The sequence below is a fragment of the Burkholderiales bacterium genome, from assembly GCA_015075645.1.
Classification (GTDB): domain Bacteria; phylum Pseudomonadota; class Gammaproteobacteria; order Burkholderiales; family Casimicrobiaceae; genus VBCG01.
Genome location: JABTUF010000002.1, coordinates 594,841 through 620,724, shown reverse-complemented (window position 1 = coordinate 620,724; position 25,884 = coordinate 594,841). Strand labels below are relative to the sequence as shown.

General features: G+C 71.3%; 20 protein-coding genes. 12 read left to right on the top strand and 8 right to left on the bottom strand.

Annotation, left to right across the window (positions count from 1 at the left end; genetic code table 11):
• Positions 1-18 precede the first annotated feature (18 nt).
• Genes nei through HS109_06295 form a run of 4 tightly spaced genes read right to left on the bottom strand, consistent with a single transcriptional unit; the run spans position 19 to position 3,279 of the window.
• Entirely contained in the window at positions 19-858 is an 840-nt protein-coding gene (gene nei / locus HS109_06310) for an endonuclease VIII (protein MBE7521982.1), read from the bottom strand.
• Entirely contained in the window at positions 858-1,178 is a 321-nt protein-coding gene (locus HS109_06305; protein ID MBE7521981.1) for a hypothetical protein, read from the bottom strand. Before HS109_06305 ends, nei begins: the two co-directional genes overlap by 1 nt.
• A 10-nt stretch (positions 1,179-1,188) precedes the next feature.
• Positions 1,189-2,250 carry a selenide, water dikinase SelD gene (gene selD, locus HS109_06300; protein ID MBE7521980.1) on the bottom strand — a complete coding sequence of 354 codons (1,062 nt, stop codon included), beginning with the start codon at positions 2,248-2,250 and terminating at the stop codon, positions 1,189-1,191.
• Between the two features lie 36 nt (positions 2,251-2,286).
• Positions 2,287-3,279: a TIGR04348 family glycosyltransferase gene (locus HS109_06295; protein ID MBE7521979.1), complete on the bottom strand. Its 993-nt coding sequence runs from the start codon at positions 3,277-3,279 to the stop codon at positions 2,287-2,289.
• Between HS109_06295 and egtB the strand changes: the two genes are divergently transcribed.
• The 4 genes from egtB to HS109_06275 all read left to right on the top strand — a co-directional run bounded on the left by egtB (position 3,278) and on the right by HS109_06275 (position 9,501).
• Positions 3,278-4,501 (top strand): ergothioneine biosynthesis protein EgtB, encoded by a 1,224-nt coding sequence (gene egtB, locus HS109_06290; protein MBE7521978.1) that lies wholly within the window; start codon positions 3,278-3,280, stop codon positions 4,499-4,501. The two genes, HS109_06295 and egtB, sit on opposite strands and share 2 nt — an antisense overlap.
• A gap of 193 nt (positions 4,502-4,694) precedes the next feature.
• The gene (locus HS109_06285; protein MBE7521977.1) at positions 4,695-6,563 is read left to right on the top strand and encodes an FAD-dependent oxidoreductase; all 1,869 of its coding nucleotides are present in this window, start codon (positions 4,695-4,697) and stop codon (positions 6,561-6,563) included.
• Between the two features lie 2 nt (positions 6,564-6,565).
• Positions 6,566-8,407, top strand: a complete 1,842-nt coding sequence (locus HS109_06280; GenBank protein MBE7521976.1) for a 2-oxoacid:acceptor oxidoreductase subunit alpha — start codon at positions 6,566-6,568, stop codon at positions 8,405-8,407.
• A 38-nt stretch (positions 8,408-8,445) separates the two neighbouring features.
• A complete protein-coding gene (locus HS109_06275; GenBank protein ID MBE7521975.1) occupies positions 8,446-9,501 on the top strand; it encodes a 2-oxoacid:ferredoxin oxidoreductase subunit beta in 1,056 nt (351 codons plus the stop codon).
• A gap of 63 nt (positions 9,502-9,564) precedes the next feature.
• Here HS109_06275 and HS109_06270 read toward each other — a convergent pair whose 3' ends face one another.
• The 3 genes from HS109_06270 to HS109_06260 are packed head-to-tail and all read right to left on the bottom strand — an operon-like array spanning position 9,565 to position 13,453.
• Entirely contained in the window at positions 9,565-10,689 is a 1,125-nt protein-coding gene (locus tag HS109_06270; protein MBE7521974.1) for a response regulator, read from the bottom strand.
• 29 nt (positions 10,690-10,718) lie between these two features.
• Positions 10,719-11,093 carry a response regulator gene (locus HS109_06265; GenBank protein MBE7521973.1) on the bottom strand — a complete coding sequence of 125 codons (375 nt, stop codon included), beginning with the start codon at positions 11,091-11,093 and terminating at the stop codon, positions 10,719-10,721.
• Positions 11,090-13,453 carry a GAF domain-containing protein gene (locus HS109_06260; protein MBE7521972.1) on the bottom strand — a complete coding sequence of 788 codons (2,364 nt, stop codon included), beginning with the start codon at positions 13,451-13,453 and terminating at the stop codon, positions 11,090-11,092. The genes HS109_06265 and HS109_06260 overlap by 4 nt, the downstream gene beginning before the upstream one ends.
• A gap of 171 nt (positions 13,454-13,624) precedes the next feature.
• Here HS109_06260 and HS109_06255 point away from each other — a divergent pair, with 171 nt between their 5' ends.
• From HS109_06255 to HS109_06240, 4 genes are all read left to right on the top strand, one after another.
• Positions 13,625-14,005, top strand: coding sequence for a hypothetical protein (locus tag HS109_06255; GenBank protein ID MBE7521971.1), 381 nt, complete (start codon positions 13,625-13,627; stop codon positions 14,003-14,005).
• A gap of 63 nt (positions 14,006-14,068) precedes the next feature.
• Entirely contained in the window at positions 14,069-15,373 is a 1,305-nt protein-coding gene (locus HS109_06250; protein ID MBE7521970.1) for a TolC family protein, read from the top strand.
• On the top strand, positions 15,370-16,977 hold the full coding sequence (locus tag HS109_06245) for an efflux RND transporter periplasmic adaptor subunit (protein ID MBE7521969.1): 1,608 nt from the start codon (positions 15,370-15,372) through the stop codon (positions 16,975-16,977). Before HS109_06250 ends, HS109_06245 begins: the two co-directional genes overlap by 4 nt.
• Complete coding sequence (locus HS109_06240) at positions 16,974-20,165, top strand: efflux RND transporter permease subunit (protein MBE7521968.1); 3,192 nt, start codon at positions 16,974-16,976, stop codon at positions 20,163-20,165. The genes HS109_06245 and HS109_06240 overlap by 4 nt, the downstream gene beginning before the upstream one ends.
• A 53-nt stretch (positions 20,166-20,218) precedes the next feature.
• Here the strand turns inward: HS109_06240 and puuE are convergent, their stop codons facing one another.
• The gene (gene puuE / locus HS109_06235) at positions 20,219-21,178 is read right to left on the bottom strand and encodes an allantoinase PuuE (GenBank protein MBE7521967.1); all 960 of its coding nucleotides are present in this window, start codon (positions 21,176-21,178) and stop codon (positions 20,219-20,221) included.
• A gap of 296 nt (positions 21,179-21,474) precedes the next feature.
• Between puuE and HS109_06230 the strand changes: the two genes are divergently transcribed.
• The 4 genes from HS109_06230 (at position 21,475) to HS109_06215 (ending at position 25,807) form a co-directional block, all read left to right on the top strand.
• Positions 21,475-23,331 carry a choice-of-anchor D domain-containing protein gene (locus HS109_06230; protein ID MBE7521966.1) on the top strand — a complete coding sequence of 619 codons (1,857 nt, stop codon included), beginning with the start codon at positions 21,475-21,477 and terminating at the stop codon, positions 23,329-23,331.
• 2 nt (positions 23,332-23,333) lie between these two features.
• A complete protein-coding gene (locus tag HS109_06225) occupies positions 23,334-23,843 on the top strand; it encodes a minor capsid protein (protein ID MBE7521965.1) in 510 nt (169 codons plus the stop codon).
• A 63-nt stretch (positions 23,844-23,906) separates the two neighbouring features.
• Positions 23,907-25,087, top strand: a protein-coding gene (locus tag HS109_06220; protein MBE7521964.1) for an IS3 family transposase whose coding sequence is annotated in 2 segments (ribosomal slippage) — positions 23,907-24,159 and positions 24,159-25,087 — 1,182 coding nt in all. Because the reading frame shifts where the segments join, the coding sequence is not laid out codon by codon here.
• Positions 25,088-25,273: 186 nt separating this feature from the next.
• Positions 25,274-25,807, top strand: coding sequence for a hypothetical protein (locus tag HS109_06215; protein ID MBE7521963.1), 534 nt, complete (start codon positions 25,274-25,276; stop codon positions 25,805-25,807).
• The last annotated feature ends 77 nt before the right edge of the window (positions 25,808-25,884 follow it).

The following is a 25,884-nucleotide window of genomic DNA, read 5'->3' as shown; positions in this document are numbered from 1 at the left end:
AGCGCGCCGGCCGCCGCGTCAGCGCCGCCGCACGCGCACCGGCGGCTGGCAGGCCGGGCAGTAGAACCAGCCGCGGCCGGCGACCTCGCGCCGCCGGATGGCCGACCCGCAGGTCCGGCACGGCTCGCCTGCGCGGTCGTAGGCCAGGAACCGTCGCTCGGCCCGGGGAACACCGCGGGCGTCGAGCGTGCGCGCGAGCGCCGCGCCGGCGGTGACGCCGCGCGACCGGTAGCTGCGCCGGGGCAGCGCGACGATCGTCTCCGCGAGCCGCGCCCGCGCATCGCCGTCCAGGTCCGCGGGGCGCGCCTCCGCGCGAAGCCCGGAGACATGGAGGATGTCGCTGCGCAGGTAGTTGCCGAGCCCGGCCGCGAACGACTGGTCGAGCAGCAGGTGCCCGAGCGTCGTGCGCGCGAACCGCGGAAGCGACAGGCGCGCGGCGATGAGCGCGGGCGTGGTCGAGCGGTCGAGCACGTCGGGGCCGAGACGGGCGACCAGCGGGTGCGCGTCCACATCGCCCGCGTCGACGAGCGCGATCGCCGTGGCGCTGTAGAGCGTGGCGATGCGCGTCGCGGTCGCGAGCACCACGCGCACGGCGCGGTCGGAATCGGGGACCCGCCGGGCGTCGGCGATGCGCCAGCGACCGTAGAGCTGGTGGTGCGACAGGTGGACGAGCCCGCGGTCGTAGGCGATCACCATCGTCTTGCCGCGCGAGGTCACCCGCGTCACGCGCGCGCCGGCGAGACCGGCCGCGCGGGCGGCGAGCGAGGGCACCCGGTACTCGATGCGCACGAGATTGCGTCCGACCAGCGCACGCCCGAGCTCGTCCGCCTCGCGGCGTACCTCGGGACCCTCGGGCATCAGCGGAATCCGGCGATCGCGTTGCGGCAGACCACGCCGTCGAAATCGGCGCGGCAGGCGTCGCGCACCGCGCTGCAGACGGCGCCCGACATGCCCGAGGTCACGCCGCGGACGAGATCCTGCATCGCCTGTCCGAGCGCGTCGGCCGCGCTTTCCGGGGCGCGGGGATCCGCCGCGGGCGTGGCGGATTTCGAGGCGCCGAACCGCGCCATGCACGCCTCGTACGCGCGCTCGATCTGCGCGTCGCGCGAATGGTAGTGCTGCCACGCGAGCGCCGCGACGATGGCGATGCCCGCGACGATCGCGACGACGATGCGCATGCCCGACGCTTCAGCGGAAGACGACGCGTGGCGCGCCGGCCACGATCTCGCCGACGACCGCGGCGCGGTCGAAGCCCTCGCGTCCGAACACGTCCATCACCGCCTGAACTTCGTCGGGCGCGCATGCCACGAGGAGGCCGCCCGAGGTCTGCGGGTCGGTGACGAGCGTGCGCAAGGCGTCCGCGTCGGGCGCCTCGATCGCGACCTCGCCGCCGTAACCGGTCCAGTTCCGGCCCGAGGCGCCGGTGCGGATGCCCTCGCGCGCCAGCGCCGCGGCCCCCGGCAGCATCGGGAGGCTCGCCGCATCCACCAGGGCGGCGACCGAGGAGCCGCGGCAGATCTCGAGCAGATGTCCGGCGAACCCGAACCCGGTGACGTCGGTGAGCGCGTGGACGCCCGGCATCGCACCGAGCGCGATGCCCGGAGTGTTGAGCTTCGTCGTGGTCTCGATCATCGCCGCATAGCCGGCATCGTCGAGCCGGCCCTTCTTCAGAGCGGCGCTGTAGATGCCGACGCCGAGCGGCTTGCCGAGCACGAGGCGGTCGCCGGGTTTCGCGCCGGCGTTGCGCTTGAGGTTCGCGGGATCGACGAGCCCGATGGCGACCAGTCCGTAGATCGGTTCGACCGAGTCGATCGTGTGGCCGCCCGCGATCGGGATGCCCGCGCGGCGGCAGACGGACTCGCCACCGTCGAGGATGCGCCGGATCGTCTCCACCGGGAGCTTGTCGACCGGCATGCCGACGAGCGCGAGTGCGAAGAGCGGCGTCCCTCCCATCGCGTAGACGTCGGAGATCGCGTTGGTCGCCGCGATCGCGCCGAAATCGAACGGGTCGTCGACGATCGGCATGAAGAAGTCGGTGGTGGCGACGATCGCCTGGCGGTCGTTGATTCGGTAGACCGCCGCGTCGTCCGCGGTCTCGATGCCGACGAGGAGCGACGGAGGGAGGATGCCCGCGCCTGCGTCCGACTTGCCGAGGATCTGCTGCAGGACGCCGGGCGCGATCTTGCAGCCGCAGCCGCCGCCGTGGCTGAACGCGGTGAGTCGCAGGGGCAGGGTGTCCGGGGCATTCATGGCGACGCGGGCCGACGAGGTCGATGGACGCTCATTCTAGCCGCCTCGCTTCGACGCGATCGCGGCGTCGATCGCCGCGACCAGCGAGCGTGCTTCCGCCTCCGGCGTCAAGCGCCGGCCCCGACGCGCGCACTCCCGTGCGCGCGCGGTGAGCCAGCGCCGGTCGCGCGCGGCGCGCACCACCATGTCGGCGAGCGCCGCGGCGTCGCCCGGCGGGAACAGCGCGTCGTACCGTGCTCCGAGCAGCCCCACGTTCCCCGGGATGCGCGTGCCGATCACCGGCGTGCCCGAGGTCAGCGCCTCGACGACGACGTTCGCGCCGCCTTCCATCCGCGAGGTCACGACGAGCGCGTGCGCGCGCCGGATCGCCTGGCGCGTCCAGCCGTGCGGCCGCGCGCCGAGCCAGCGCACGCGGCGGTCGGCCGCCGTCGCGCGACGCACCGCAACCGCGAGCGGCGCTTCGAGCGCGGCACCGACGATGGTGAGCGTCGCCGCGAGGTCGCGAGGCAGGCTCCGCCAGGCCTCGAGCGCGGTGACCGGATCCTTTTCGCTGCGCAGGTGCGCGACGAGCACCGCGTGGAAGCGCGAGGCCGCCTTGCGGGCGTACGGCACGAGCGCGCGCGCGGACTGCACGACGACCGAAGCCCGCGCGCGCTCGCCCGGGCCGAGCGAGGCGAGCGCTTCGCCTTGCAGCACGATCAGTCGATCGGCGTCGGCGACCGACGCGGCGGCGTCGCGGTCGCCGGCGGGCAGGTCGCGGTACAGGTCGGTCCCGGTCAACGCGACGACGAGTGCGCGGTCGGGGTGCGCCGCTTTCCAGCGCGCGACGGCGTCGCGGCTGCGCCTGGCATGGAGCGCGACGAGCGCCACCGCATCGTCGGGAAGCGGCGCGTCGGGCGGCCGTACAATGACCCGATGGCGCGGCGCGAGCATTCGCGCCCAGCGGGCGGCGGTGCGCCAGTTCCCGTTGTTGGCGCTCGCGAGGTACGGCGTGACGAGGATCAGCGAATCGGATTGGCGCGCACGCATGCGGAATGCGCTCGTCGATGCGCGGCAGTATACGCGGCACTGCTACGCGCACCTGCACGACGACGACCCGGTGTTTCCCTGCGTGCCGACGGTCAATCCGGCGCGCTGGGAACTCGGCCACATCGCCTGGTTCCAGGAGTACTGGTGCCTGCGCCACGGCACCTCGATGCGTCCGGGCGACCCCGCGGGCGCGGCGCGCGCGTCGTGCCTCCCCGGCGCCGATGCGTTCTACGACAGCTCGAAGGTGCCGCACGACGCGCGCTGGTCGCTCGACCTGCCGGACTGGCGCGGCACGCTGCGGTACCTGGACGAGACGCTCGGCTCGGTGCTCGGGGAACTCGGCCGCGCCGCCGCGTCGGCGCGCTACTTCTTCGAACTGGCGCTCCTGCACGAGGACATGCACGGCGAGGCGCTCGCGATGACGCTTCAATCGCTTGCGCTGCCGCCGCCCGCGGAATGGACGCTGCCCGAGCCGGCCCGGGGCGCGGGTACCGGCGGTGACCTCGAGGTGGCTGGAGGCGTCCATGCGATCGGCAGCGGCGCGGACGAGAAACGCGCGCGTTTCGTGTTCGACAACGAGCGTGAGGTGCACGAGGTGACGCTCGAACCGTTCGCGATCGCCCGCGCGTGCGTGACCGAGGGCGAGTTCGCCGCGTTCGTCGACGACGGCGGCTACGAACGCGAGTCTCTGTGGTCCGACGACGGGCGCCGCTGGCTCGCCGCCGCGAGGCGCAGCTTGCCGGCGTACTGGCGCAGGGCGAACGGATTCGAGGTCCGCTGGTTCGACCGCTGGCGCCCGCTCGCGGTCGCGCGGGCGATGCAGCACGTGAACGCGTGGGAGGCCGAAGCGTACGCGGCATGGGCGCGGCGGCGGCTGCCCACCGAGGCGGAATGGGAGGTCGCCGCAGTGACGGCGCCCGGTGCGGCGCTGGATCGAAACCTCGATGCCCGGCACTCCGGACCGGTCGCCTCCGATGCCGGCGCGACGGGGGCGTCGCACCTCCTCGGCAACGTATGGGAGTGGACGTCGTCGCCGTTCCAGCCGTACCCCGGCTTCGTGCCCGGCCCTTACGCCGACTACTCGCAGCCGTGGTTCGGCGACCACCGGGTCATCCGCGGCGGATCGTGGGCGACGCGCTCGCGGCTGGTTCACGCGCGGATGCGCAATTTCTACCTGCCCGGCCGGCACGACATGTTCGTCGGTTTCCGGACCTGCGTCTGACGACTGGCATGACCGTTGCCCCGGGCTCCTGCGGGAAAGCACGTTGCGCCGCAACAATGCCTGCCAGTCCGGATCGGCGTAGCATTCGGGCCAGCGTTCGCGCGGCCAGGCTGGCGTCCGCGGCCGAGGCACTCGCCGGGATCACCGGCGAGCCCGCGGGCCCGGCCGCCGCGAACGAGTTCGAGGAGTACGCTTGAAACCGACGGATATCGCGCAACCGGACTACTTCCACAAGGTCGTCGACTGCCAATGGGCGTGCCCCGCGCACACGCCCGTCCCCGAGTACATCAGGCTGATCGCGCAGGGACGCTACGACGACGCCTATCTGGTCAACTGGAAGTCGAACGTCTTCCCGGGCATCCTCGGGCGCACCTGCGACCGGCCCTGCGAGCCCGCGTGCCGGCGCGTGCGCGTCGAGGAGGGCTCGCCCGAGCATCGCAAGGCGCACGCGAAGCCCGAGCCGGTGGCGATCTGCCGGTTGAAACGCACGGCCGCCGACTACAAGAGCGACATCCGGGCGCGGCTGCCGAAGCCCGCCGAGCGGAAGAACGGCAAGCGCGTCGCCCTGGTCGGCGCCGGTCCCGCGTCGCTCACCGTCGCGCGCGACCTCGCGCCGCACGGCTACCACTGCGTCGTGTTCGACGCCGACCCGAAGTCCGGCGGCATGATGCGCACGCAGATCCCGAAGTTCCGCCTGCCCGACCGCGTGATCGACGAGGAGTGCGGCTACATCCTCGACCTGGGCGTCGAGTTCCGCGGCGGCACGCGGGTCGATTCGATGGCGCGCCTCCTCGACGAGGGCTACGACGCGATCTTCGTCGGCAGCGGCGCGCCGCGCGGTCGCGACCTCGACCTCCCCGGACGCCAGGAGGCGGCGGCCCACATCCACGTGGGCATCGACTGGCTCGCGTCGGTGTCGTTCGGCCACACGACGTCGATCGGCAAGCGCGTCGTGGTGCTGGGCGGCGGCAACACCGCGATGGACTGCTGCCGCAGCGCGCGGCGGCTCGGCGGCGAGAAGGTCGACGTGGTCGTGCGGTCCGGCTTCGACGAGATGAAGGCATCGCCGTGGGAGAAGGAGGACGCGCAGCACGAGGGCATCCCGATCCACAACTTCCTGGTGCCGAAGGCGTTCCTGCACGAACGGGGCAAGCTCGTCGGCATCGCGTTCGACCGGGTCAAGGCGGTCCGCGACGCGAACGGCCGGCGCGAACTCGTGCCGACCGGCGAGCCCGAGGTGCGCTTCGACTGCGACGACGTGCTGGTGGCGGTCGGCCAGGAGAACGCGTTCCCGTGGATCGAGCGCGGGCTCGGGATCGAGTTCGACCGCTGGGGCATGCCGGTGGTCGACAAGACCACGTTCGCGTCGACGCGCCCGGGCGTGTTCTTCGGCGGCGACGCGGCGTTCGGCCCGAAGAACATCATCTGGGCGGTCGCGCACGGGCACGACGCGGCGATCTCGATCGACCGCCACTGCCGCGGCGAGGACATCACGAAGCGCCCGCCGCCCACCTTCCTGCTCGTCTCGCAGAAGATGGGCATCCACGAGTGGAGCTACGACAACGCGATCACCAGCGACAAGCGCCACCGGGTGCCGCTCAAGGACACGGTGATCGCGCTGAAGGACATCCGGCAGGAGGTCGAACTCGGCTTCGACCCGAAGCTCGCGTTCGCCGAGGCGCAGCGCTGCCTCAACTGCGACGTGCAGACGGTGTTCACCGAGAAGCTGTGCATCGAGTGCGACGCCTGCGTCGACATCTGCCCGATGGACTGCATCACGTTCACGTGGAACGGCGACGAAGCCGACCTGAGGACGCGGCTGCGCGCGCCGGCGGTGAACCTCGCCCAGGACCTGCTCGTGTCCGACACGCTCGCGAGCCGGCGCGTGATGGTGAAGGACGAGGACCTGTGCCTGCACTGCAGCCTGTGCGCCGAGCGCTGCCCGACCGGCGCCTGGGACATGAAGAAATCGTTCATCGAGATGACCCACTGCGGCGACACGCCGCGTATCCGGCTGCCGAAGCGCGCGCGCGCGGACGTCGCGGCCGAGGCGGCGGAGTGACGATGCGACCGATCGCGCGCGTCAACGACTTCGTCGTCAAGTTCGCCAACGTCAACGGTTCGGGGTCGGCCTCGGCGAACGGGCTGTTCGCCAAGGCGATCCTGCGCATGGGCGTGCCGGTCGCGGCGCGCAACATCTTCCCGTCGAACATCCAGGGCATGCCCACCTGGTACGAGGTGCGCGTCGTCGAGGCGGGTTGGCGCGGCCGGCGCGGCGGCGTCGACCTGACCGTCGCGATGAACCCGGAGACCTGGAAGGCCGACGTCGCGGAGGTCGAGTCGGGCGGCTACCTCCTCTACGACGCGACCCGGCCGCTCGCCGCCGGACGCACGCGCGCCGACCTGACCTCGATCGGCGTGCCGCTCACCGCGCTGTGCCAGGAGACGTTCTCCGACGCGCGCCAGCGCCAGCTTTTCAAGAACATCGCCTACCTCGGGAGCCTCGCGTTCCTGCTCTCGATCGAGGCCGACGTCGTGGAGGCGATGCTCGTCGAGCAGTACAAGGGCAAGGCGCCGCTGCTCGACGCCAACCGCAAGGCGTTCCGGCTGGGGTACGACTGGTCGCGCGACCATCTCGCGCCGCTCGGGCTCAAGGTCGAACGGCGCGACCGCGTCGGCGAGCGGATCTTCGTCGACGGCAACAGCGCCGCGGCGCTGGGCGCGGTCTACGGCGGGGCGATGGTGTGCGCGTGGTACCCGATCACGCCGTCGACCTCGCTCGCCGAGGCGTTCCAGCGCTACTGCCGGAAGCTCCGCGTCGACCAGTCCACCGGCAAGCACCGCTACGCGATCGTGCAGGCGGAGGACGAACTCGCGTCGATCGGCATGGTCGTGGGCGCGGGCTGGAACGGCGCCCGCGCCTTCACCGCGACCTCGGGGCCCGGCATCTCGCTGATGCAGGAATTCATCGGGCTCGCCTACTTCGCCGAGATCCCGGCGGTGCTCTTCGACGTGCAGCGCGGCAGCCCGTCGACCGGCATGCCGACCAAGACGCAGCAGGCGGACATCCTGTCGGCGGCCTACGCGTCGCACGGCGACACCAAGCATCCGCTGCTCCTGCCCGAGGATCCGACCGAGGCGTTCGACATGGGCGCGCTCGCGTTCGACCTCGCCGACCGGCTGCAGACGCCGGTGTTCGTGATGCTCGACCTCGACATCGGCATGCAGGACTGGCTGACCGAGCCGTTCCGCTGGGACGACGCGCGCGCGCTCGACCGCGGCAAGGTCATGACCGCGGAGGAACTGGAGGCCGGCCGCGATTTCGGCCGCTACCTCGACGTCGACGGCGACGGGATCGCCTACCGCACGATCCCGGCGACGCACCCGCGGCGCGGCGCGTACTTCACGCGAGGCACCTCGAAGGACCGCTACGCTCGCTACACCGAGGAGGGCGCCGCCTACGTCGACAACATGCAGCGGCTGCTGCGCAAGTTCGAGACGGCGAAGTCGCTCGTGCCCGGGCCCGTCATCGAGAAGGCGGCGCAGGCCACTCGCGCGGCGGTCGTCTGGTACGGCTCGTCCGGCGCCCCGATGGCGGAGTCGCTCGCCGTCCTCGAGACGCAGGGGATCCACCTCGACCGGATGCGGATCCGCGCGTTCCCGTTCGCCGATGCGATCGCCGAGTTCATCGCCGCGCACGACCACGTGTTCGTCGTCGAGCAGAACCGCGACGCGCAGCTGCGCGCGCTGCTGATGATCGAGTGCGGCATCGCCCCCGACAAGCTGATCCCGATCCTCCACTACGACGGCAACCCGCTGACCGCGCGCTTCATCGAGAGCGAGGTCGGCGAGAAGGCCCGCGCGCTCGGACTCGTGCGCGGACGTCCCGCGGTCGCTGCGGATTGAGCCGTTCCTGACTCCTGATTTCCGGCCCCTGGCGCCCGATGACCTACCTCGCGAAACCGAAGATCCACCACCCGTCGCTGCCGGTGAACGCGCTCGGCTTCACGCGGCGCGACTACGAGGGGCCGGTCTCCACGCTGTGCGCCGGATGCGGCCACGACTCGATCTCCGCGGCGATCATCCAGGCGTTCTTCGACCTGGCGGTGCCGCCGCACCGCGTGGCCAAGCTCTCGGGGATCGGCTGCTCGTCGAAGACGCCGACCTACTTCCTCGGCCAGTCGCACGGCTTCAACACGGTACACGGGCGCATGCCGTCGGTCCTGACCGGCGCCAACCTCGCGAACCGCAGCCTGATCTACCTCGGCGTCTCCGGCGACGGCGACTCGGCGTCGATCGGGCTGGGCCAGTTCGCGCACCTGATGCGCCGCAACGTCGACATGACCTACATCGTCGAGAACAACGGCGTCTACGGGCTCACCAAGGGCCAATTCTCCGCGACCGCGGACAAGGGCAGCCGCAGCAAGCGCGGCGCGGCGAACGACGACGAGCCGATCGACCTCGTGATGATGGCGCTGACGCTCGGCGCGAGTTACGTCGCGCGCGGCTTCTCCGGCGACAAGGAGCAGCTCGTGCCGCTCATCGTGGGGGCGGTGCGCCACAAGGGCGCCGCGCTGATCGACGTGGTGTCGCCCTGCGTCGCGTTCAACAACCACGCCGGCTCGACCAAGAGCTACGACTACGTGCGCGAGCACAACGAGGCGGTCAACCGCCTCGACTTCATGCCCGAGCGCGCGCCGATCGTCTCCGCGCAGGCGCCCGGCGAGACGCGCGAGATCGTCATGCACGACGGTTCGACGATGCGGTTGAAGCGGCTCGACCCCGCCTACGATCCTTCCGACAAGGTGGCCGCGATGGCCTACCTCGAATCGCACCGCGCGAGGGGCGTGGTCGTGACCGGACTCCTCTACGTCGCGGAGCACGCGCCCGACCTGCACGACGCGCAGGAGACGGTCGACACGCCGTTGAACCAGCTCTCCGACGCGGAACTCGTGCCCGGTTCTGCGGCGCTCGCCGGCATCAACGCGTCGCTGCGGTAGCGAACGGTCGAGTCTGACCCTGCTTGTCCCGCCCCGGCCACGCGGACGCCCGGGGGCCTGCGGTCAGCCGTCCTTCGCGGAGGTCAACCGGAACACCGGCACCGGCCTGTCGAACCCCTTCAGCGTCAGCGGCTCGAGTTCGTCGAACGCGAAATCGTCGACGAGCGCCGCGTGTGCCCGGCGGTCGACGAGGATCTGTCCGCCGCGCGCCTCGGCGCACAAGCGCGAGGCGAGGTTCACGACGCCGCCGATCACCGTGTAGTCGAAGCGCCCCTCGTAACCCATCGCGCCGAGCGTCGCATAGCCGCTCGCGATGCCGATGCCGAGACCGAGTTCGTGCCCGAGCCTGCGCCATGCGTCGCGCAGCGGCGCGAAGCGCGCCTGCATCGCGAGCGCCATGCGGGCGGCGCGCGGTCCCATGTCCGGCATCGGGATCGGATCGTTGAAGAAGATCAGCATGCCGTCGCCGGTGAAGTGCGGCACGGTGCCGCCGAATTCGGCGATCGGACCGCCCATCGCGGCGTGGAACTCGCCCAGCATCGCGATCACCTCCTCGGGTTCGGCGGCGTCGGTGAACGCGGTGAAGCCGCGCAGGTCGATGAACGCGCAGCACACCTCGCGCCGGTGCGGCGCGAGCATCGACTGCTCGCCCGCGGACACGATCGCGTCGGCGACCGGCGCGGAGAAGAACTGGCGCAGCCGGCCGAGGCGCTCGATCTCGGAGAGCGCCGCCTTCACGCGCGTTTCGAGTGCCGCGTTCCACTCGCGCAGGCTCGCCGCCTGTCGGGCGACTTCGTCCTGCAGCGCCTTGATGCGCAGGAGCGAGCGCACGCGCGCGAGGAGTTCGCTCTGGTGTATCGGCTTCGACAGGAAGTCGTCGGCGCCGGCCTCGATGCCCTTGACGCGCTCCTCGTGCGGGTCGAGCGAGGTGACGAGCACCACCGGAAGCAGCGCGGTGTCCGGGTTCGCGCGGATCCGGCGGCACACCTCGTAGCCCGACAGCCCCGGCATCATCACGTCGAGCAGGACGAGATCGGGCTTCTCCGAGGCGAGCTTCGCGAGCCCTTCCTCGCCCGACGCCGCGGTGATCGCGACGAAGCCCTTCGCGCCGAGCAGGTCGGCGAGGAGCTTCACGTTCTGCGGGGTGTCGTCGACGACCAGCACGCGTGCGGCCGCGGCCGGTGCGATGGTCGAAGCCTGCCAGGAGGCGGACGTCGTCACGCGCTCGGTCCCCCGACCGCCTTCGCCACCGCCGCGAGGAACGCCTTCAGGTCGAGCGGCTTGCCGATGTACCCGTCGAAGCCCGCGTCGACGATGTGGCGCCGATCCGAGTCCATCACCGAGGCGGTCACCGCGATGACCGGGATCGCCGCCGTCGCCGGGTCCGCGCGCAGTTGCCGCAGCGCCTCGAACCCGTCGATCCCCGGGAGCTGGATGTCCATCAGCACGAGCGCGGGCCGATGCTCCCCCGCCAGGCGCACGCCGTCCTCGCCGGTCACGGCCTCGAGGGTGGCGTAGCCCTTCGCCTGCAGCACGTCGCGCACGAGCTTCATGTTCTTCTCGTGGTCCTCGACGATCAGGATCGTGGTCATGGCGCCGCCGAGCCCGCCGCGCGCGGCGGATCGGGAATCGTGAAGGTGAAGGTCGAGCCCTTCCCGGGCTCGCTCTCGAGGACGATCGCGCCACCGTGCAGTTCGACGAAGCGCCGGGTGAGCGCGAGGCCGAGCCCGGTGCCCTCCTGCTTGTTCGTGTAGTGCCGCCCGACCTGCCGGAACTCCTCGAACACGGCGGCCTGGTCCTCTTTCGCGATCCCGATGCCGGTGTCGCGCACGGCGACCTCGAGCGCGCCGTCGATCCGGCGCGCGGCCACGACGATCCGCCCGCCGTCGGGCGTGAACTTGACCGCGTTGGTGAGGAGATTCAGCAGGATCTGCTTGAACTTGCGCTCGTCGGCGGTGACGTCCGCGACGCCGGGCGCGAGGTCGGCGACGAGCGCGATGCCGTGCCGCTGCGCGCGCTCGCGCACGAGCGTCATCGCGTTGTCGATGGCGGTCGGCGCGTCGAAGGTCGACGGCTCGAGCTCCATCCGCCCGGCCTCGACCTTCGACAGATCGAGGATGTCGTTGATGAGCGAGAGCAGGTGCCGGCCCGAGGCGTGGATGTCCTCGAGGTAGTCGTCCTGCTTCTCGTTCAGCTCGCCGAACATCCGCTCGAGCAGCACCTCGGAAAAGCCGATGATCGCATTGAGCGGCGTGCGCAGCTCGTGCGACATGTTGGCGAGGAACTCGCTCTTGTGCTGGCTCGCGACCTCGAGCTCGCGACCCTTGCGCCGGATCTCCTCGACCATCCTCGCGTTCTGGATCGCGATCGCGGCCTGGCCGGCGAAGGTCCGGAGCAGCGCGATCTCCTTTTCGGTGTATGCGCCGGCGTGCTCGCGGGCGACGACGATCGAGCCGATCGCGCGGTCCTCCCACAGCATCGGCGCCACGATCACCGCGCGGAAGCCCATCGCCCGCCAGGCGCGCAGCGCGATCGGGGGCACGTCGGGATCGCTCTCGATGTCGGGGAAGTGCAGCACGGCGCGCCGGCGGATCACCCGGCCGGTCGACGAGTCGTCGTCGACCGGGAACGGATAGATCCGTTCGAGTTCGTCGCGGGCCGGGCCGTGGTAGGCCGCGAGCTGCACCATGCCGGCATCGTCGAGCAGGTTGATCAGGGCGACGCGGCCGGCGAAGAGCTTCTGGCAGCTCAACAGGATCTTCTCGAACACCGGGCCGGTGTCGGCGATCGAACTCGAGATCGTGGCGAGCACTTCGGACGACGCCTGCTGCTGCTCGAGGGCCTCGCGCGTCTCGTTGACCAGCCGCGCGTTCTTGAGCGCGATCACCGCCTGTCCCGCGAAGGTCTTGAGCAGCGCGACCTCCTTGTCGGCGAAAGAGCCCTTCGACGCGCGCCCGATCCACAGCGCACCGATGGCCTTCTCGCCCTGCATCATCGGCGCGGCCAGCAGCGACCGGTCGCCCAGGGACGCGCGGCCGGCACGCAGCACCGGGGGCACGTCCGGCGCGTCGAGGTCGGGGTACATGACCACCCTGCGGTCGAGGATCGCGATGCCGGCGGCGACGTCGCGCCCGACCGGATGCGGGAAGCGGCGCTTCAGTTCGTCGATGCCGGGTCCGACGTGCGCGTCGATGTGGAGCCGGCCGTCGTCGTGCAGCAACGTCATGCCGACGTTGCGGGCGCCCAGCAGGCGCCGGCAGTTGCCGAGGATCACGTCGAACACAGGCGTCACGTCGGCGATCGAACTCGAGATCGCCGAGAGCACCTCGGCGGACGCGCGCTGCTGGTCGAGCGCCTCCTTCGTCTGGTTGAACAGGCGGACGTTGTCGATCGCGATCGCGGCCTGGTGCGCGAAGGTCTCCAGCAGCGCGACCTGGTCGGGCGAGAAATGGCCGGGGAACGGACGCCAGACGTACAACGCGCCGTAGGCGACGGACTCGCGCATCAGCGGCACCGAGAGTACCGCGCGGAAGCCGAACCTGATCGCGTTGTCCTTCGCCGCGCGGAACTCGCCGTCGAGCAGCGGCACGATGTCCGCGTGGTGCACCGTGCGGGCGTCGAGGACGGACCGGCCGGTGATCATCGTGCGGTCGAGCGCAACCGCGTATCCGGCCGGGATCCGGGTGACGCCGTCGCGCGAGTGGCACGACATCACGCGCAGTACCTCGCCCTCGCGGATCAGGACCGAGGCCTCCGGCGCGTCGCACAGCAGCGATGCGCGCTTCGCGACCGCGTCGAGCACCGGCTGGATCTCGGTCGGCGAGGCGGAGATCGCATGCAGGACCTCGGCGATCGCGGCCTGGTGCTCGCGCGCGGACGCGAGCGCCGCGGCCAGCGACTCGGCCCGATCTCCGGGAACGGGGGACGTCGCGCTCGATTTCGGGTTTCCCAAGCCTCGCCTCCGGGCGTTCGTCGGGAGTGCCGGTCGCCGGACCTGCGGCCGGCGCGCCATCATGGCAGATCGGCGGGCGCGGCGGGGCGCCAACGGTGGACGATCGGCGGCGGGAGTGAGACGTCCGGGCGGTTCGGGCGCCGGCGCACGGGTTCGGGCATAATCCGCGCCGTGACCGTCCGCCGCCCCATTCGCCGCTTCGTCGCGCTCGTCGCGCTGCTGGCCACGGTCGTCGCCCAGTCCGCGGCGGCGGCCTACGCCTGCGCGAGCCGCGCGGACGCGATCGCCGCGGCTCCGTCCGCCGAATCGCCCTGTGCCGAACACCTGGCGATGGGCTCCGATGCCGGCGCGACGAGTCCGAACCTGTGCGAGGTCCATTGCCAGTCGGCGTTGACGCCCGCGTCGGCGCTTCCGGTGATGGCGCCCGCGCCGGAAACCGCGATCGAAGTGCCGCTGCCCGCCGCGGTTCGGGACGGGCAGGACGCGCCCCCGCCCGAGGCGAAGGTCACGCCGCCACCGGCGCGCTCGCTCTACTGCCGCCTCCAACTCTGAGCCTCCGTTGACGTCACCGGGGCCGGCGCGCGCCGGCGCCGCGCATCCACGTCCGGAGGCTCCATGCATCGACGAATCGACCACGGCGGGCCAGCGCCCGCCCACCCGCATCGCCCGCGTTCACGGCTCGCGTGGACGCTCATGCCGGCGCTCGGCCTGACAGCCTCGGCAGCATTCGCGCAATCCGTCGTCCCGCTGACGCTCGCCGCCGCCGAACGGATCGCGCTCGAGCGCTCGCCGCAGGTCATGGCGCAGCGCTCGCGCGCCGACGCGGCGCGCGAGATGTCCGGCCCCGCGGCAGCGCTCCCCGACCCCAAGCTGATCGCGGGCTTCGAGAACGTGCCGACCGACGGGCCGGATCGCTGGCGCCTCGACGGCGATCCGATGACGATGACCCGGATCGGCGTGATGCAGGAGTTTCCCGGCGGCGACAAGCGCCGCCTTCGCGCCGAGCGCGCGTCGCGCGATGCCCAGCGGGGCGACGCCGCAGCGGGGGTCGCGGCGCTGGCGGTGCGGCGCGAGGTCGCGACGGCGTGGCTCGCGCGGTGGTACGCGGACCGGCAGGCGCAGGCGATCGCCGCGCAGATCGACGAGGCGCGGCTCGAAGCCGACGCGACCGCCGCGGCCTACCGGGCAGGACGGGCCGCGCAGGGCGAGGTCCTGGCCGCGCAGGCGCTCATCGTCGAACTCGCGAACCGGGCGACCGACTCGGCACTCGCCTCCGAACGCGCGCGTCTCGCGCTCGCCCGCTACCTCGGCGCGGACGCGGACCGGCCGCTCGCCGCGCCGCCCGACGTGCTTGCGCTGCCGGACACGCTCGGACGCCTCACCGACGTCGAGCGCCAGCCTGAACTGCGGCTCGCCGAGGCCGAGATCGCGGTGCTCGCGGCCGAAGCGGACCTCGCGGGTGCGGCGCGCAGTCCCGACTGGAGCGCGGAACTCACCTACGGAATCCGCAAACCGGAATACGGCAACATGATCTCGCTGATGGTGCGCGTCGATCTCCCGTGGTCGCCGGGCACCCGGCAGGACCGCGAGCAGGCGGCGAAGCTGCGCGAACGCGACGCGGCGCGCGCCCAGCGCGAGGACCTGCGCCTCGCGCGCGACACCGAGGTGCGCCAGACGCTCGCCGAATGGGAGGCGACGCGCGCGCAGGCGCTGCGCGTGCGCGACGACCTCGTGCCGCTCGCCGAACGTCGCGTGGAAGCGGCGCTCGCCGCCTACCGCGGCGGCGCGGGCGCGCTCGCGCCGGTGCTGGAGGCGCGCCGCGCGGTGCTCGACGCGCGCCTCGCCGCGCTCAACTTCGAACAATTCGCGGCCCGTGCCTGGGCCTGGCTCGCCACGCTTTCGACCGGAGAGAACTCATGACGACCCATCAGCGCGGCGCGTCCGCGACCTCGGTGGCGATCGCGCTCGCGATCGCCGTTGCGACCGGCCTCGCCGGCTACTGGCTCGGATCGCGCGCGCCGCACGCCGACGTCGCGGCGGCGCCCCCTCAGACGGCCCCCGGCGGCGGGACGGCGCTCACCGACGAGAGCGGCCGGCGCGTCCTCTACTGGCACGACCCGATGGTGCCGGGGCAGAGATTCGACCAGCCGGGCAAGAGCCCGTTCATGGACATGCAACTCGTGCCGGTCTACGCCGATGCCGCGGCTGACCGGGGCGAAGTGTCGGTGAGTCCGCGCCTCGTCCAGAACCTCGGCGTGCGCACGGTGGAGGCGCGCGAGGGCACGCTCGACACCGGCGTGCGCGCCACCGGCGCGGTCGCGATCGACGAGCGCACGCTCTCCGGCGTGCAGTCGCGCGTGCAGGGCTTCGTCGAGAAGCTCCATGTGCGCGCGACCTACGATCCGGTACGCAAGGGCCAGCCGATCGCCGACCTGTTCGTGCCCGAGTGGGTCGCGGCGCAGGAGGAGCTCCTCGCGCTTCGCGCGAGCCGCCAGCCGGGTGCAGAGGCGCTCGTCGACGCCGCGCGGAACCGCCTGCGGCTCCTCGGGATGCCCGACGACGAGATCGCGCGCGTCGAGCGCGAGGGCCGGTCGTCGGGCCGCGTGCGCGCGGCCTCGCCGGTCGACGGCATCGTCTGGGAGATCGGCGCGCGCGACGGCATGGCGGTGGCGCCGGGAACCAACCTCGTCCGCATCGCCGGTCTGTCGCCCGTGTGGGTGATCGCGGAGGTGCCCGAAGCGCAGGCGGCGCGCGTGGCGCCGGGCGCGAAGGTCGAGGTGCGCGCGGCGGCGTTCCCCGACCGCGTGCTGCGCGGCAGCGTGCAGGCGCTATTGCCCGAGATCAACGCCGCGACGCGCACGGTGCGCGCGCGCATCGAACTTCCCAATCCGGGCGGCGCGTTGAAGCCCGGCATGTACGCGACGGTCGACTTCCGTGGCGCGACGTCGGCGGCGGGCGTGCTCGTGCCTTCCGAGGCGGTGATTCGCACCGGCACGCGCAGCGTGGTCATCGTCGACGAGGGCGAGGGCCACTTCGCGCCGGTCGAGGTCGAGGCCGGACGCGAGTCCGGCGACCTGACCGAGATCGTGCGCGGCCTCGCGGCCGGCACGCGCGTCGTCGCGTCGGGCCAGTTCCTGATCGACTCGGAGGCGAGCCTGCGCGGCGTGCTCGCGCGCATGAACGTCGCGGGTGAGTCCATGCCGTCCGAGGCGGCGGAACCGCCGGCGCAACTCGCGCAGGCGGGTGACCCGCATGCCGGCCACAAGATGGACGCGCCGGCCTCCGCGGGCGCCGCCCGCCATCGCGCGTCCGGGACGGTGCGGGCGATCAGCGGCCGCGACGTGTTCATCGAGCACGGCGCGATCCCGAGCGCGGGCATGGGCGCGATGACGATGGGCTTTCGCGCCGGCGCGTCGGGCGTTCCGGCCGGCGTCAAGGTGGGCACGCGCGTCGACTTCGAGTTCACGATCTCGCCGGCCGGCCAGTTCGAGCTCACGCGCATCGCGCCCGCGAAGTCGCCATGATCGCCGCGATCATCCGCTGGTCGGTCGCGAACCGGCTCCTCGTGCTCATCGCGGCGGTCGTGCTCGCGGCGCTCGGCGTCGCGTCGATCCGCTCGATTCCGCTCGACGCGATCCCGGACCTCTCCGACACGCAGGTCATCGTCCGCACGACCTGGCCCGGGCAGGCGCCGCAGATCGTCGAGGACCAGGTCACCTATCCGCTGACGACGACGATGATGTCGGTCCCCGGCGCGAAGGCGGTGCGCGGCTACTCGTTCTTCGGCGACTCGTTCGTGTACGTGCTGTTCGAGGACGGCACCGATCTGTACTTCGCGCGCTCGCGCGTGCTCGAGTACCTGAACCAGGTGCAGGGGCGGCTGCCGCCGGGCGCGAAGACCTCGCTCGGCCCGGACGCGACCGGCGTCGGCTGGATCTACGAGTACGCGCTCGTCGACCGGACCGGCAAGCACGACCTCTCCGAGCTGCGCGCGCTGCAGGACTGGTTCCTGCGCTACGAGTTGAAGAGCGTTCCCGACGTCGCCGAGGTGGCGACCGTGGGCGGCATGGTCAGGCAGTACCAGGTGGTGCTCGACCCGGCCAGGCTCGCAGCGTACGACCTGCCGGTCGCGAAGGTCGTCGAGGCGATCCGCGGCGCGAACCGCGAGACCGGCGGCTCGGTGCTCGAACTCGCCGAGGCCGAGTACATGGTGCGCGTGCGCGGGTACCTGCGCACGCCCGACGACTTCCGCCGCATCCCGGTCAAGACGACGCCTTCGGGGACGCCGGTGCTGCTCTCCGACGTGGCGCGCATCCAGCTCGGCCCCGAGATGCGGCGCGGCATCGCGGAACTCGACGGCGAGGGCGAGGTGGTCGGCGGCATCGTGGTGCTGCGCTCCGGCCGCAACGCCCACGCCGCGATCGAGGCGGTCAAGGCGAAGCTCGACGCACTGAAGCCCGGGTTGCCCGCAGGCGTCGAGATCGTCGAGACCTACGACCGCTCGGGGCTGATCGAGCGCGCGGTCGCCTACCTCGCCACGAAGCTCGTCGAGGAATTCGTGGTCGTCGCGCTCGTCTGCCTCCTGTTCCTCGTGCACCTGCGCTCCTCGCTCGTCGCCGTGGTGTCGCTGCCGCTCGGCGTGCTCGCGGCGTTCGTCGTGATGCGCGCGCAGGGCGTGAACGCCGACATCATGTCGCTCGGCGGCATCGCGATCGCGATCGGCGCGATGGTCGACGCCGCGATCGTGATGATCGAGAACGCGCACCGCAAGCTCGAGGCGTGGCGGCACGAGCATGCCGCGCGCGGCCGCGACGGCTGGCTCCCGGAGCCCACGTCCGCCGAACGTTGGAGGCTCGTCGTCGACGCGTCGGTCGAGGTCGGGCCGGCGCTCTTCGTGAGCCTCCTCATCATCACGCTCTCCTTCGTGCCGGTGTTCGCGCTGGAAGCCCAGGAAGGGCGACTGTTCAGGCCGCTCGCCTACACGAAGACCTACGCGATGGCGGCCTCCGCGGCGCTCGCGATCACGCTCGTGCCGGTGCTGATGGGCTACGTGATCCGCGGGCGCATTCCGCCGGAGAGCGCCAATCCTCTCAACCGCGCGCTCATCGCGCTCTACCGGCCGCTGCTGCGCAGCGTGCTCGCCTGGCCGAAGACGACGCTCGCGGTGGCGGCGGTCGTGCTGGCGGCGACCGCGTATCCGGTGTCGCGGCTCGGCGGCGAATTCCTGCCCGCGCTCGACGAGGGCGACCTCCTCTACATGCCGACCGCGCTCCCCGGGCTCTCCGCCGGCAAGGCCTCGGAACTCCTCCAGCAGACCGACCGGATGATCCGCCAGGTGCCCGAGGTCGCGAGCGTGTTCGGCAAGATCGGGCGCGCCGAGACCGCGACCGATCCCGCGCCGCTCGAGATGATCGAGACGACGATCCGGTTCAAGCCGCGTGAGCAATGGCGGGCGGGCATGACGATGGAGAAGCTCGTCGACGAACTCGACCGCACGGTGCGCGTTCCCGGCCTCTCCAACATCTGGGTGCCGCCGATCCGCAACCGCATCGACATGCTCGCGACCGGCATCAAGAGCCCGATCGGCATCAAGGTCGCGGGGCCCGACCTCGCCAGCGTGAACGCGACGGCGCAGGCGATCGAACGCGCGGCGAAGGCGGTCCCGGGCGTGACCTCCGCACTCGCGGAGCGACTCGAAGGCGGGCGCTACATCGACGTGACGCCGGACCGCGGCGCGGCGGCGCGCTACGGCCTGTCGATCGCCGAGATCCAGGACGTCGTCGCGGCGGCGGTGGGCGGCGAGAACGTCGCCGAGACGGTCGAGGGACGCGCGCGCTTCCCGGTGTCGGTGCGTTACCCGCGCGAGTTGCGCGACTCGGTCGAGAAGCTGCGGATGCTGCCGGTCGTGACACCGGGCGGCGCGCAGGTCCCGCTCTCCGCGGTCGCGTCGCTGCGCATCGTCGACGGTCCTCCGATGCTGCGCAGCGAGAACGCGCGGCTCTCGGGGTACGTCTACGTCGACGTGCGCGGCCGCGATCTCGTGTCGGTCGTCGACGACCTGAAGTCCGCGGTCGCGCGCGAGGTGAAGCTCTCGCCGGGCACGTCGATCGCGTGGTCGGGGCAGTTCGAGTACCTGGAGCGCGCGAAGGCGCGCCTCGCGTTCATCGTCCCGCTGACGCTCGTCGTGATCTTCGTGCTGCTCTTCCTCGCGTTCCGCCGCATCGACGAGGCGCTCCTCATCATGCTGGCGGTTCCCTTCGCCCTGGTCGGCGGCACCTGGCTCCTCTGGGCGCTCGGCTACGCGACCTCGGTCGCGACCGCGGTCGGCTTCATCGCGCTCGCCGGCGTCGCGGCGGAGTTCGGCGTCGTCATGCTGATCTACCTGCGCCACGCCTGGGACGCGCGGCTCGCGTCGGGCGAAGGAGCGGCCGAGGAGGACCTGCGTTCGGCGATCGAGGAGGGCGCCGTGCTGCGCGTGCGGCCGAAGGCGATGACCGTTGCCGTCATTCTCGCTGGTCTCGCGCCGATCATGCTCTCCGACGGCACCGGCGCCGAGGTGATGCGCCGCATCGCCGCGCCGATGGTGGGCGGCATGGTCACCGCGCCGCTGCTGTCGATGTTCGTGATTCCCGCGGCTTACCTGCTCCTGCGCCGGCGCGGGCTCGCGCGAGTGCGCGCGACTTCGACGGCCGTCGCCGAAGCCGCGGGATGAGCGGACTCAATGGGGTCAGACTCGATTGAACCCGATTGAACCGCGTCCGCCGTTCAATCGAGTCTGACCCCATTGAACGGGTGGGTCGCGATCCAGTGGCGCGCGATGTCGATGCGGCGCGCGAACCACACGCCGTCGTGCGCGCGCGCATGGTCGACGAAGCGCGCGAGCGCGGCCAACCGCGCGGGCCGGCCGGCGATCCGGCAGTGCAGGCCCACCGACAGCATCTTCGGCCGATCGAGGCCGGCGGGATCGCCCTCGGCGTAGAGCGTGTCGAACGCATCGCGCAGGTAGGCGTAGAACTGGTCGCCGCTGTTGAAGCCCTGCGGCGTCGCGAAGCGCATGTCGTTGCTGTCGAGCGTGTAGGGGACGACGAGGTGCGGAACGCGCCCGCGCGAGCAGTCGACCTCGGTCCAGTAGGGCAGGTCGTCGGCGTAGCTGTCGGCGTCGTAGACGAAGCCGCCGTGCTCGACGACGAGGCGGCGCGTGTTCGGGCTGTCGCGGCCGGTGTACCAGCCTTCGGGCGGCCGTCCGGTCAGGCGCACGATCGCGCCGACCGCGCGCTCGAGATGCTCGCGCTCGACCGCTTCGTCGACCGACTGGTAGCTCACCCAGCGCCAGCCGTGGCTCGCGATCTCGTGGCCGTCGCGCAGGAACGCGTCGACGACGCGCGGATGTCGGAGCATCGCCATGCCGACGCCGAAGACCGTGAGCGGGATGCCGCGGTCGCGGAAGAGCCGCAGGATCCGCCAGACGCCGGCCCGCGAGCCGTACTCGTAGAGCGACTCCATCGACAGGTGCCGCGCTCGGAACGCCTGCGCGCCGACGATCTCGGACAGGAAGGTCTCCGAGGACTCGTCGCCGTGCAGCACGGCGTTCTCGCCGCCTTCCTCGTAGTTGAGGACGAACTGGACGGCGATGCGCGCGCCGCCCGGCCAGCGCGCGTGCGGCGGGTGTTCCCCGTACCCTGCGAGATCGCGCGGGTAGGCGGGGTCGAAGGCGTCGGCGGTCATCGGTCGCTCGCTGGCATCGGGCGGGCGCGAGCATACTCCTGCCGGGCGCGACCTGCCGCATCGCTGTGGGGAAACGCCGGGGTGTCGCCGTCCCACGACGCCACGGGCGACCCCGCGCATCGACCGGACGCGCCGACGGGAAGCATCCGGCGATCCCGGGGGGCGCACCCCGGCAACGCGGGCCGGGAGCCGTGGTATTTTCGGCCGATGGCTCGACCGCCTGCCGGCGCCGCAACGACAGGTTCCGCCGCCGGGCGCATGCGCGAGTTCCGGTCTCGGCCTTTGCACACACGATGATGCAGTTTCGGTCACCGACGGCTGCACGACGCCGCGCCCATGCGCTCGCATGCGCGTTCGCGCTCGTCACCGCCATCGCGCCCCCGCTCGCTCATGCCCAGCACGACATGGCGGTGACGTCGACTCCGGGCGCTTCCGGCGACGGCACGAAGTTTCGTTTCCTGTTCGACCCGCTCGCCGCCTGGCCGGCGAGCGTCACCTGGAACTACAACGCCACCGGGGCACCCGCGGCGTTCGCGAACGCCTCGACGGTCACCAGCGCGATGCAGCAGGTAGTGGCGTCGTGGGCATCGGTGTGCAACATCGAAGCGGTCTACGGCGGGCCGACGGGGGTCGCGCCGGAGAACACGGTGATCGAAGCCGAGAACGGGGCGCAGCCCGATCTCGTCAACGTCCTCGGATGGAAGGCGACGCCGGCGGGCATCTCCGGCTACACGATCGCGCATTCCGGCTGGACCGAGGGCGGCGGTCTCGCGCCGATTATCGACGCCGACATCGTGATCGACCCGGTCAAGGTCACCACGGGCGCGTTCCTGTCGCGCCTCCTGTTGCACGAGTTCGGGCATCTGCTCGGCGTCAACCACTCGCAGTTGAACGGAACGCTGATGTCGGGGCCGCCGTACTCCGACTACAACTCGCTGTCCGTCCTGACACCCGACGACATCCGCGCCTGCCGCTGCCTCTACGGTGCGCCGCCCGGCGTGTCCGCCGGCGTGCTCTGCTCGGCGCCGCCGCTCCTCGACTTCGGCACCCAGAACGTCGGTGCGTCGTCGCAGAAGTCGTTCCAGATCGGCAACTTGGGCAACGCGCCGGTCTCGATCATTTCGGTGACCGCGTCGCCGTCGTCGTGGCAGGCGTCGGGCTGCGGCGCGGGCGCGACGCTCGGCCAGGGCGTGAACTGCACGATGCAGGTCACGTTCACGCCCGGCTCGGCGGGCGACCAGAGCGGGTTCCTGACGATCGACGTCGGCGAGTCCACACCGTACCGGATCCGGCTCCTCGGCGCGGGCTCCGGCGGCGCGTCGAGCCCGTTCGCGTCGAACCCCGCCAGCCTCGATTTCGGCCCGGTTCCGATCGCGACCTCGTCGGCGGTGCAGCGCGTGACGATCAGCAATCCCGGCCAGACGACGGTCACGATCGCGGGCATGCAATTCCAGGGTCTGCAGGCGAACGAGTTCACGCGCTCGGGCCTGTGCAAGCCCGGACAGAACCTGCCGCCGAACGGCGTGTGCACCACGGACATCGGATTCCGTCCGGCCGCGAGCGGGCCGCGCAGCGCCGAACTCCTGGTGTCGACCGGAGACGGCCGCGCGATGACGCTCTCCCTGCAAGGCTCCGGCCTGGTGCCGCTGCCGACGCCCGAACCGGTGCGCGCGCAGCCGGTCAACGTCATCGAGTACTACCACGCGGGCACCGATCACTACTTCGTGACCATCGGCGCCGACGAGATCGCCGCGCTCGACACCGGCCTCTTCCCCGGCTGGGTGCGCACCGGCCTGGGCTACAAGGCGTATGCGGTGGCGCAGCCGGGCTTCTCGCCGATCTGCCGCTTCTGGCTGCCCGCGCCGGCGAACTCGCACTTCTACTCGGCGAATCCGTCCGAATGCGCGGTCGTGCAGCAGATCATTCCCAACGCGATCCTCGAGTCCACCGCCGTGATGTATCTCGCGCTCCCCAATCCGGTCTCGGGGGTGTGCGCCGCCGGCACGAAGCCGGTCTACCGCGTCTGGAACCACCGCGCCGACACCAACCACCGCTACATGACCGACAAGAACCTCCGCGACCAGATGGTCGCCCAGGGTTTCGTTCCCGAGGGCAGCGGCCCGGACATGGTCGTGCTGTGCGCGCCGATGTAGGGTTGGGCGCGCGTGGCGGCACCTTCGCCGGCGTCGCGCGTGCCGATGTGCTCGCCACCATCCGCGGCGAGCTCGATCGTGCGCTCGTCGACGGGACGACGTTCGACGACTTCAAGCGGCAACTGAGGTCGCGGCTTTCCGCGCTCGGCTGGTGGGGCCCGCAGCAGGTCGTGCGCCTGGACACCGGCGAAACGAAGGTCGTGAACCTGTCCTCGCCGCGCCGGCACGCGACGATCTACCGCACCAACTTGCAGAGCGCGTACATGGCCGGGCGCTACCGCGCGCTCGCGGCCATGATCAACGAGCGGCCGTACTGGGAATACGTCGCGGTGATGGATGACCGCACCCGGCCGACGCACGCCGCGATGAACGGGAAGGTGTTCCGCGCGGACGACCCGGTGTGGCAGTCGATTTTCCCGCCCAACGGTTTCGGTTGTCGATGCAGAATTCGGGCGCTGTCCGAGGCCGACATGAAGGAGCGCGGCATCGCGGTGATGTCGAGCGAGGGCTGAGCTTCCCCTCGAATTTCGTCTTCCAAGGGTCTTTGGATAGGATAGGCGAAATGGAGGTTGGGAATGTTCAAGGTACCGAAGCAGGAATTCACGGCGGAGTTCAAGGAACTGGCGGTCAAGCGGGTTCGCAGCGGCCAGGGGGTCGCGGTCGTGGCGCGCGACCTGGGGTTGGTCGAGCAGACGCTGCGAAACTGGGTGAAGGCGGCGAAGGCGGGGAAGCTCAATCCGCCGGGAGCCAAGGCGATTACGCCGGAGCAGATGGAGCTCTCGCGGGTGCGGGCCGAGAACGCGCGGCTGCGGATGGAGAATGAAATCCTAAAAAAAGCGACGGCGTACTTCGCGAAAGATGCACTGTGAAGTACGCCTGGATCGACACGCAACGGAAGAACTTTCCGCTGCCGACGATGTGCACCACGCTGACGGTGAGCATCAGCGGGTATCGGGCCTGGAAGGGTGGCGGCAGGCCGGATCGCACACGGCTGACCGATGGGCAACTGCTGGCGCTGCTGCGCAGCGTGCACGCGCAGTACAAGGCGGCCTACGGCTCGCCGCGGATGTATCGGGAGCTGCGGGAGCGCGGCTACCAGGTGAGCAAGGCGCGGGTCGAGCGGCTGATGCGGGAGCATGACCTGAGGGCGCGGCACAAGCGCCGGTTCAAGGCGACGACCGATTCCAGGCACGCGCTGCCGGTGGCGGACAACCTGCTGGCCCGGGAGTTTGCGCCGGCGTCGCCCAATCGGGTGTGGACGGCCGATCTGACGTACATCTGGACCGATGAGGGTTGGCTGTACCTGGCCGTGGTGCTCGATCTGTTCAACCGCGAGGTGGTCGGCTGGTCGATCAAGCCGCGGATGACGGCGGATATCGTGGTCGATGCACTGACGATGGCGTGGTTTCGCCGCAAGCCGGCGCCTGGATTGATGCATCACTCCGATAGGGGCAGCCAATACGCGAGCGGCGTGTTCCAGGACAAGCTGGTCGAGTTCGGCATGACCTGCTCGATGAGCCGCAAGGGGAACTGCTGGGACAACGCGCCGACCGAGAGCTTCTTCAACAGCTTGAAGAACGAGCGCGTGCATGGCACCCGGTACGCGACGCGCGAGGCGGCGATCGCCGATCTGTTCGACTACATCGAGGTGTTCTACAACCGCAGGCGCAAGCACTCGACGCTCGGCTATGTTTCGCCGGCGCGGTTCCTGGCCGGTTGGATCAGCAGTCAGCACGAGCAAGCCGTGGCAGCATGACCCCGTTCCCTTGGCGGACGAAAAACAGAGGGAAGCTCAGGCCGCCTGTCGACGCACCAGGTCGAGGGCACGAACAGCGAGATCGACGAGCGACTCGTCGTCGATCTCGGCGGAGGAAGCAAGTTCTCCCCCGACGCCGGGTTCGGCCGCAACCCGGCGCTCGCGGCGCCCTATCCGGACATGGTCATGCCGGATCGTCTCGCGGTGCTCGGCGCCGCTCGCGACGAAGCGCTGCGCACGATCGCCACCGCGGATCCGCGCGCGAAGGCGTTCGGGGCGTGGGTCGACGACGTCACCGCGCAGGGCGTCGCGCGCGGATCGTCGCAAGTGGCCGGCTATCTCGACGCGCCGCTCGTCCGCTACGCCGCGCAGAACGGCACGATCGCCAGCGACTGGCCGATCTTGGTCGAGGACAGGCTGCTGGTGGGGCCGAAGGCGGGGCGCCACACGGCCGCGGGTGACGCGCTAACCGCCGGGCAATGGGCGGACCTCCCCGTCATGCTTGCCCAGGCGCGCGCGGTGCTGTGGGGGCGCAACAGCAAGCTCGTCTTCGTCTATGACTACCCGGGTGATCCGTCGAAGCGGATCCGGATCGTGGTGGCGATCGCGGATCAGCGCAAGAGAGGAGGCGTGCGCAATGCGATCGACTCGGCGTCGATCGTGCCCGCGAGCTCATTGCGGGACACGAACCTGTTCACGCTGATTCGCGGCCTGATCTGAAGCGGGAAGTGCGGGCGGGAGGCCGGCCGTCCCTCCATCCGAACCCCGACTGCTGATTCGTGCCAGTGCCGAATTTC